8 protein-coding genes are annotated in these 8,198 nt (G+C 42.2%); 1 reads left to right on the top strand and 7 read right to left on the bottom strand.

The window, feature by feature from the left end:
* Positions 1-42: 42 nt before the first annotated feature.
* From SORDD16_RS07355 to SORDD16_RS07325, 7 genes are all read right to left on the bottom strand, one after another.
* Complete coding sequence (locus tag SORDD16_RS07355) at positions 43-1,080, bottom strand: aldose epimerase family protein (RefSeq protein WP_061452933.1); 1,038 nt, start codon at positions 1,078-1,080, stop codon at positions 43-45.
* Between the two features lie 117 nt (positions 1,081-1,197).
* The gene (locus SORDD16_RS07350; protein ID WP_061452932.1) at positions 1,198-2,364 is read right to left on the bottom strand and encodes an SIS domain-containing protein; all 1,167 of its coding nucleotides are present in this window, start codon (positions 2,362-2,364) and stop codon (positions 1,198-1,200) included.
* 228 nt (positions 2,365-2,592) lie between these two features.
* Positions 2,593-3,000, bottom strand: a complete 408-nt coding sequence (locus SORDD16_RS07345; RefSeq protein ID WP_081215182.1) for a PTS sugar transporter subunit IIA — start codon at positions 2,998-3,000, stop codon at positions 2,593-2,595.
* Positions 3,001-3,010: 10 nt separating this feature from the next.
* Entirely contained in the window at positions 3,011-3,832 is an 822-nt protein-coding gene (locus SORDD16_RS07340; protein WP_061416510.1) for a PTS system mannose/fructose/sorbose family transporter subunit IID, read from the bottom strand.
* Positions 3,819-4,724 carry a PTS mannose/fructose/sorbose/N-acetylgalactosamine transporter subunit IIC gene (locus tag SORDD16_RS07335; RefSeq protein WP_061452931.1) on the bottom strand — a complete coding sequence of 302 codons (906 nt, stop codon included), beginning with the start codon at positions 4,722-4,724 and terminating at the stop codon, positions 3,819-3,821. The genes SORDD16_RS07340 and SORDD16_RS07335 overlap by 14 nt, the downstream gene beginning before the upstream one ends.
* A 29-nt stretch (positions 4,725-4,753) precedes the next feature.
* Positions 4,754-5,230 carry a PTS sugar transporter subunit IIB gene (locus SORDD16_RS07330; RefSeq protein WP_061416508.1) on the bottom strand — a complete coding sequence of 159 codons (477 nt, stop codon included), beginning with the start codon at positions 5,228-5,230 and terminating at the stop codon, positions 4,754-4,756.
* Entirely contained in the window at positions 5,227-7,014 is a 1,788-nt protein-coding gene (locus SORDD16_RS07325; protein ID WP_061452930.1) for a glycoside hydrolase family 35 protein, read from the bottom strand. Before SORDD16_RS07325 ends, SORDD16_RS07330 begins: the two co-directional genes overlap by 4 nt.
* 311 nt (positions 7,015-7,325) lie before the next feature.
* On the opposite strand from SORDD16_RS07325, the gene SORDD16_RS07320 reads away from it, so the two are divergent.
* Entirely contained in the window at positions 7,326-8,042 is a 717-nt protein-coding gene (locus tag SORDD16_RS07320; RefSeq protein ID WP_061452929.1) for a GntR family transcriptional regulator, read from the top strand.
* Positions 8,043-8,198 lie beyond the last annotated feature (156 nt).

Genomic DNA, 8,198 nt, shown 5'->3' with positions numbered 1-8,198 from the left:
ATTTTAAAAATCTCAGAAGATACCTCCTGAGATTGAACTCTATTATTTCACCACTATCTGGTAGCGAGTTTTGCTGGTAAAGGTTTCCCCAGCCTTGAGAATGACTTGGTCTTTGAGATCACTGTGAATAGCATCTGGTAAAGCTTGCGCTTCAAGGGCAACCCCATTGTGCTGGATCATCGGTTGACCAGCTAGAATCACGCTCTCATCCACAAAGTTTGCTGTATAAACGACCAAGCACGGAGCTTCTGTCTTAAAGGTCATAAAGCGACCAGAATCCTGATCGTAGAGGAAGCCAGCATTGTCATGCCCCTCTGGAAGGGCAAAGGGGTGGTCCAGGCCAGTTACCAACTGCACTTGGGCATCGTCCTCCGCAAACAAGTCCTTGAAAACCGCACCATTGTAGATATGTTTAATCACATCTCGATTAGCATCTGGATTTTTCTCAGGAACACCATCTGGAGCGATTGGATAGAGCCCTTCGGTATTGAGCTGGAAAACATGGCGATCAATGGTTTTAGTGAAATCACCCGAAAGATTGAAATAGCTGTGGTTAGTCGGATTGACCAAGGTGTCCTGATCCGTTGTCACCTTGTAGCGAATCTCATAGGCACCAGTTTCTTCCAAGTGATAGCTAATCCAAATCTTGAGATTTCCCGGAAAACCCCCGGTTCCATCTAGGCGCTCTGTATAGAGGGTCAACCCATGGTCGCTGATGTCGACTAGCTCAAACAAACTGCTATCCCAGCCAGTTGAGCCGCTATGGTTGCAGTTGCTGGCATTGTTGACCTCAAGCTCATAAGTTTTACCGTTTAGTTCAAAAGAAGCTCCTGCAATACGACCTCCCACAGGGCCAATGCCGGCTCCATGTTTGGGGCTATTGCCCACATAACGGTCAAAATCATCAAAACCAAGAATGACATTAGCAAAATTTCCAGCCTTGTCGGGCGTCACATAGCGTAAAATCGTTGCCCCATAAGTCATGATTTCCAACTGATAACCCTTGTCCGTTTCAAATGTATAGGCAAGGACATCCTGACCTTCGACCTGTCCAAACACACGCTCTATGTATGCTTTCATACCTGTCTCCTTTTATCCATTTTTATTAAGTAAACAAACCATAGAAAGTGCGTTCATAATCTATGATTTCGTTGTATGATTTACAGACCCCTTTGTCAAGGATTCATAAACATTTCCTTATTTTTGATAGTCATGAATGATGACACCTTGTACCACACGGTTTACTGTACCCGTAGGAGACGGTGTATCTGGTTTGTTTTCCACTTTAAGCGAAGTCAAAAGGGCAAAGAGTTGGGCATAAACGATGTAAGGGAAGACACGGTAGATATCGTTCAAGACACCACCACAGCCAAGGGCTACTTCTTTGACATTTTCAAGACCAAAGGCTTGATCACTCAAAAGCACGACACGACGAGCAATTTGGTCACCAGCCACTTCACGAACCAAGTCCAAGTCGTACTTGCGAGTGTAGTCTGTCGTTGTACCAAATACCAAAACAACTGTATCTTCGTTGATCAATGATTTTGGACCGTGACGGAAGCCGACTGGGCTTTCATACATGGTCGCCACTTGACCAGCTGTTAATTCCAAAATCTTCAACTGAGCTTCATGAGCAAGTCCAAAGAAAGGACCAGCGCCTAGGTAGATAACACGGTTAAAGTCTAGGTCTACAAGCTCTTTGACATCTGCTGCATTGTCTAGAACCTTACGCGCAAGGCTTGTCACAACTTCAAAACGTTCAGCTTTCACAGCAAATTCTGTAGGATCAAAGACCAAAAGAGCTGTTAGCATCATAGACGTAAAGCTAGAAGTCATGGCAAATCCAGCGTCATTGGAAGCAGCTGGTTGCAAGAGCAAGAGATTGCGGTCATCGCCATGAGCTTGAAGCGCCAATTTCCCTTCTGCTGCGCAGGTAATGGTGATTTGATAAAGTTCGTCAACCAAGGCTTTGGCCAGGTCAACTGTTGCCACACTCTCAGGTGAATTGCCACTACGGGCAAAGGAAACCAAGACAGTCGGTACTTCTTTTTTTAGATAAAAAGTTGGGTTGGCTACGATATCAGTTGTCGCGATGCTATTAAAATTCCATTTGCGTTCGTCATAGACTTCCTTAAAGTATGGTACCAAGGTATCTCCCACATAAGCAGAAGTACCAGCACCCGTCAAGATGACCTTGATATAGTCATGTTTATCAGCGATCCCTTGCAAAAAGGTTACAATTTCTTCCCGTTTCGCTTGATAGGCTTCAAAAGCCTCTTTCCATACATCAGGCTGTTGGTAGATCTCACGAGTCGTGATTTCTGCACCCAGTTCAAGTAATTCTTCTTTTGTGTAATTTAGCATAGAGTTCCTCTAATCTATTGTTGTTTCATTCCTATTGAAAATATGGGAATGGGATTGACTCCCATTCCCATGTATATTCTATACAAGTTGTTCTAACGGTTTTCACGTTGCCACATCTTATTGAATTGAGTTCCAACTAAAATCTTGGGGAAAAAGACCGATTATCGTCGGAGCATCGCTCCATCCTCCTATCGCCTATTTTCCCTGTGATTTTCACGTTGTCACATCTTATTCGTCTTCGTCATCATCGTCAAAGCTAGCCAAAAGGTCATTCACTTTTACGATGCTTTCAGCAGCACGCGCTTTGTAATCCGCATCTGCTCCTGTCAGACTGGCGTTGATAAATTCAACGACCATCGGAAGATTCATCCCTGCGTATAGGTCAATGGCTTGACCTTCCATGACCAAACGGCTGACCACATTACATGGTGTGCCACCAAGAAGGTCTGCAAAGACAATGAAATCATCCAAATTTTCAACTGTCGCCCTAAATTTAGCTGTAAAGTCTTCTGGACCGTCTTCTGGAAGAAGCGCAACTGTATAGATATTTTCTTGTGGACCCATGATCATTTCTGTGCTAGCTTTTAGCTCTTCGCAGAAACGACCATGGCTGACCAATACTAATGATTTACTCATAGGTCCTCAACTACGCTCCCATTCCAAGCAAGAATTTACCAATAGCAGAAAGGCCTACTGCAAGAACGATAATGATACCGATCGCTTTAGTAGAGTTCATACCTTTCTTACCAAGCAACCAGAAGATAAAGGCAGTAAAGATTGCTGGAAGCAAGCGTGGGAAGATTGAGTTCAAGATGTCTTGGAAGTCAATCATCTTTTCACCGATTGGCAATTTGTAAGAAATATCAAAGTTAATCATTGTTGCTACAAGAGCACCCATCATGAAGACACCAAGTACAGATGCAGCGTCAATCAAAGCTGTCAAGGTACTTTGCATGTTGTTGATAAGGTTAACCCCTTCTTTGTAGGCAAATTCCAATTGTTTCCAACGGAAGATGTCATAAGCAACTGCAACTGCGATCCAAAGGAAGATACCCCATGGTTGGCCTGCGATAGCCATAGTTGCTGCGATAGATCCCATGATAGCAGGTACAAGTGAACCAAAGATTGTATCTCCAAGAGGAGCAAACGGCCCCATCAAACCTGTCTTGATCCCGTTAACGGCATCTTTTGAACCCACACCATCTTTTTCTTCCATGGCAAGGTCAAAACCAGCGATAATAGTGTGGAAGAATGGTGAAGTATTGAAGAATTGAGTATGAACTTTCATCATTTCTTTCAATTCAGGAGTTCCATCCCCATACATTTTACGCAATTGAGGCAAAATCATGTAAAGGTAACCAGAAGCTTGCATACGTTCGTAGTTCCAACCTAATTGGAAAGTAAACAAGCTACGTTTGTTGATTTGATTAAAATCTTCTTTTGTAAGTTTGTAATTAGAATTCGTCATCTTCGATTTCCCCACTTTCTGATGGTGTAGAAGGTGCTGCAACGGCTACTTTTTGGCTATTTTTAAAGTGAAGCACGGCAAGGAAAATACCGATAATAGAGATACCGATCATAGACAAGCCTTTAAAGTTGTTCGCAAAGCCAATTTTTTCAGCAACATCAGCAGGAAGAGTACCAAGAATACCCGCAACAGCTCCACCAAGACCTGTTACATATGAGTAAAGAACAGTCAACATAGCTGTCAAACCGAATCCCATTGCAAGATAGTGAAGGTTACGTTTAACTGGAAGGTAACGAAGCAAGATTGCAAATCCAAGACCTGGAAGCATACGACCTGCAAGGGTCAACCCCTCTGCAACCCATTTATATTGTTCAACAAGGTCTACTACTGATTGTACGAAAGCACCACCAAAAGCAAGAGCGAAGAAGACTGGAAGGGCACGAGAAAGAGCCCAAGGCACTGCACCGAGTAAGTAGTTGCGTTCGATACCTTTGTAGTCAAAGCGTTCGATCGCAGCATCAATACGGTGTGCAAAGAAAGTAGTTGTCATACGTCCAAGAACGTCGAAGTATGTCAAAAGTGCTGCTACTGGTACAGCGATTGTTGTAATCGCAAGATCTGTATCAATACCCTGAGAGATTGAGAATGCTGTTGCAAGAACCGCACCAGAAGTTGCATCGATACGAGAAGCACCACCAAAGGTACCAACACCGAGAACGAACAATTGCAAGCTACCACCGATAAACAAACCAGTTGTCACATCTCCCATGATTAAACCAGTAATAAAACCAGCGAATACAGGAGAACCTGCAGATGAAACGATTGTCAACTCATCACAGATTTGATAAGCTGAGTACAAAGTGAGAAGTAAAATTTGCCACCATTGTATCATAACAATGACCTCCTAAAAAATTTTAAATACTATTTTAACAGGCTCAAAAAGTCTGAAATTGGATCATTTGGAACCATTTGAGCAGTGAGTTTAACACCTTTTTCTGCAAGTTTGTGGAAGTCTTCTACATCCTTGTCTACCACATTGATAGAACGTGTGATAGCGCGAGTTTCTGGTGTTTGAGACATATTGCCAACATTAAGTGTTTCAAGTGGCACTCCAGCTTCCACCAAGGCAAGGAAACGGTCTGGTTTTTTCGCAACGATAAAGAGCCGTTGGCTATCGTATTTACCAGCAAGAATATTAGCAGCCGCCTTTTCAATTGGCAAAATGCTGAGTTTCACTCCTGGCGGTGTCGCCAATTTCAACCCGCTTTTTTCAAGATCGTTTTGAGCGACTTCGTCGTCAATGACCATGATGCGTGAAACATTTAGTTTTCCAGCCCAAAGGTTGGCTACTTGACCATGGATCAAACGTCCATCGATACGGCTTCCTACAATTGTCATAAGTTTTCCCCCTTTATATGTTTTAGTGTAGGTTTACGAGTTAAATGAATCTCTTCTTTATATTCGCCCTCAGTTTCAAAGATGATGATGCGGTTAGCACCTTCCTTGAGATAACTATGAGGGATATAAAGTGAGAGGGTCGGGCCGACGTTCCAGAAACGCCCTAGGTGACGCCCGTTGACAAAGGCAACTCCCTTACCAAACTCAGACAAGTCTAAGTAGGTATCCTTCGGCTCTTCGGCCGTAAAGTCGAAAGCGTAAAAGGCTGGTTGTCCCTCTGTCCATCCTTTTGAAAAATCAATCTTCTCAGGATTATCCAGTGGCAGTGGATATTGTTTCCAATTCAGTAAGAAATGTAGATCCTTGCAGACACCTGTACGAATTCCTTTACGTTGCGTATCTGCTAGGAACTTGTGACCATAGTTGACACGTCCCATATTTTCGATCAAGATGTCAATTCTTGAAATGCCTTCTCTATTTCCCCGACAGTAGATGTCTTCACCAATCTCTGTCTGGTATTGAGTAGCAATCCATTGATCATCTACAAAGAGTTGAGCTCGGTCACGTCCATCGATGATACGGAGGCGTTCCTCTTCTGCATCCCAACTTGCCTCAGTACGATAGAGAAGATAACCATAGCTTTGACCAAGTTCTTCCATCGCTTTTGGATAGAGACTTTCAGTTGGACTTGCTAAACTATCCAAGGTTTCAAACAAGGAAACTTTTTCGACCAACGGAATGGCCCCTATCTCCATGCTTTCCTTATAGAGCGGTTCCAACTGTGGATACTCTGGAAAGTGTGTTGCCATCATCTTCTTGACCGCTAGGTATTTAGCAGTTGGATTTCCTTCTTCATCGAGAAGGGCATCATAGTCGTAAGATGTGACTTGTGGCAAATCCAGAGTCCCTCGAGCCGAACAACCATTCATGAAACCAAAGTTTGTCCCACCATGGAACATGTAAAGGTTAATCGAACCCTGCTCCAAAACTTCGCGAACAGCCTCAGCCAGTTCTGTCGGATCCCGTGTGATGATGGGTTCTTTCCAACGGTTGAACCAACCATCCCAGAATTCCATACACATGAGTGGCCATTTCTTACCATGCTCATCAAAGAATTCCTGCATCTGTGAAAAGTTATAAGCTGCTTTAGAACCAAAGTTCCCTGTCACAAAGAGATCATCTTCGATCAAGGTTCCGGCTTTCAGAGTAGCCCTCCATGGGCCATCTGAAGTAAAGAGCGGGCAATCAATCCCTCGGTCTTCCATCAATTTCCGAATCGCTCTCAGATAAGATTTGTCTTCTCCATAAGAGCCATACTCGTTTTCAACTTGCATCATGAGAATGTTTCCACCATTGTCCAGCAAGTGAGGCACGAGCCTTGGCAATAATTGATCATAGTATCGAGCAACCGCCTCAATGTAGGCTGGGTCGGACGAACGGATTCGCATAGATTTGGTCAAAAGCCAAGCCGGCAAACCACCAAACTCCCACTCAGCACAGATAAATGGAGACGGGCGCACAATGGCATAAAGACCCAAATCCTGTGCTATTTGGAGGAATCTCTCCAAATTTCTGGCACCTTCAAAATTAAACTCCCCCTCAGCAGGCTCGTGTACATTCCAAGCCACATAGGTCTCAACTGTATTAAAACCAAGTGCTCTTAAATTGTAGAGCGAATGATACCAATCCTCTGCTGGAATCCTAAAATAATGAATGGCGCCGGACAAAATCTTGAACGGTTTCCCATCTAAATAGAACTCGTCCTCAATTCTAAATCTTGTCATGTTATTACCTCTGACGAATTAGGTTTGCGCTTTCATTTATTATAATATTAAATATAGCCAAATCTTTTACATTTGTCAATAGGGTTTAGAAAAATATTTAAAATTTTTCTGTTTTTTTACTTCTTTTTTACCAAAATTATCTAAAAATCGCCCGAAATAAGAGCTTTTACTATCCTCTATTTAGACAGTACTTTTATATACATGCAAAATGATATTTTTAATGTATTATATTGTTTTTTCATCTAAATACTACTATTTTCTCTACATTTGTGGTAAAATCAAGGATAAAGAAAGAGAATCGAGGTGAAATTATGGCTATTCCAAAATACCAATATATTAAAGATGAACTCAAGAATAAAATTATCTCAGGTCAATTTGCGAGTGGAGACAAGTTTTATACTGAAGCAGAGTTGATCGCAATGTATGATGTTAGTTCTATCACCGTTGTTCGTGCTTTGAACGACCTTGCTAAAGATGGCTATATTGTCCGCCAACAAGGAAAGGGGACATTCGTTTCACGCGCCCGTAAGCACAAACTCGTTGAGTTTTCAGACGTGGAAATTTTTGAAACAAAAGACGATAAGGTAACTGTCCTTTCTATTGAACGCGGGAATAAGCTTGAATATTTAGAAAGGCTTGATTTGCGTGGAGACCAGTTCTACTATAAGATCGAGCGGACTCGTCAAACCAATGGCGTGACCTATATCTACCACACTTCTTATATTCCCGAGCAATATATCAATGCCAACTATCCAGATCTTGACTATTATAGTTCCATCTATAAACGTTTCAAGCTGGATTACCACATTCACATGACTGATGAGCATTTTGAAGAAATCAACGAAATCGCATTCCCAACACCAGAGCATGCAGCTTCTATGTTGGGAGTTGATACACAATTTCCAACTGTACTTCAAACAAAGACAACTAAGCTAGAAGCTACTGGTCAAGTTCTTGAGTATATTGAATCTTATAAACGATCTGATTTCTACAAGATTAAGTTCATCTCATGTGATCGAGGCCATTAAGAGAAAGCTTGAGCCTAGCTCAGGCTTTTTCTATGTCCATTATAGCATGCATAATTTAGTATGAACACACGACAAAAGGCAATTCTTTAATTAGTAGTGTTTTTACTAAAAACAGTAAAATACCGACTGATTCTCTTATTTCACCCTTTATAGACT

It is taken from the genome of Streptococcus oralis, from assembly GCF_001578945.1.
Lineage (GTDB): Bacteria > Bacillota > Bacilli > Lactobacillales > Streptococcaceae > Streptococcus > Streptococcus oralis_Q.
The sequence above is the reverse complement of the archived record's forward strand: the minus strand, read 5'-3'. Positions and strand labels throughout refer to the sequence as shown.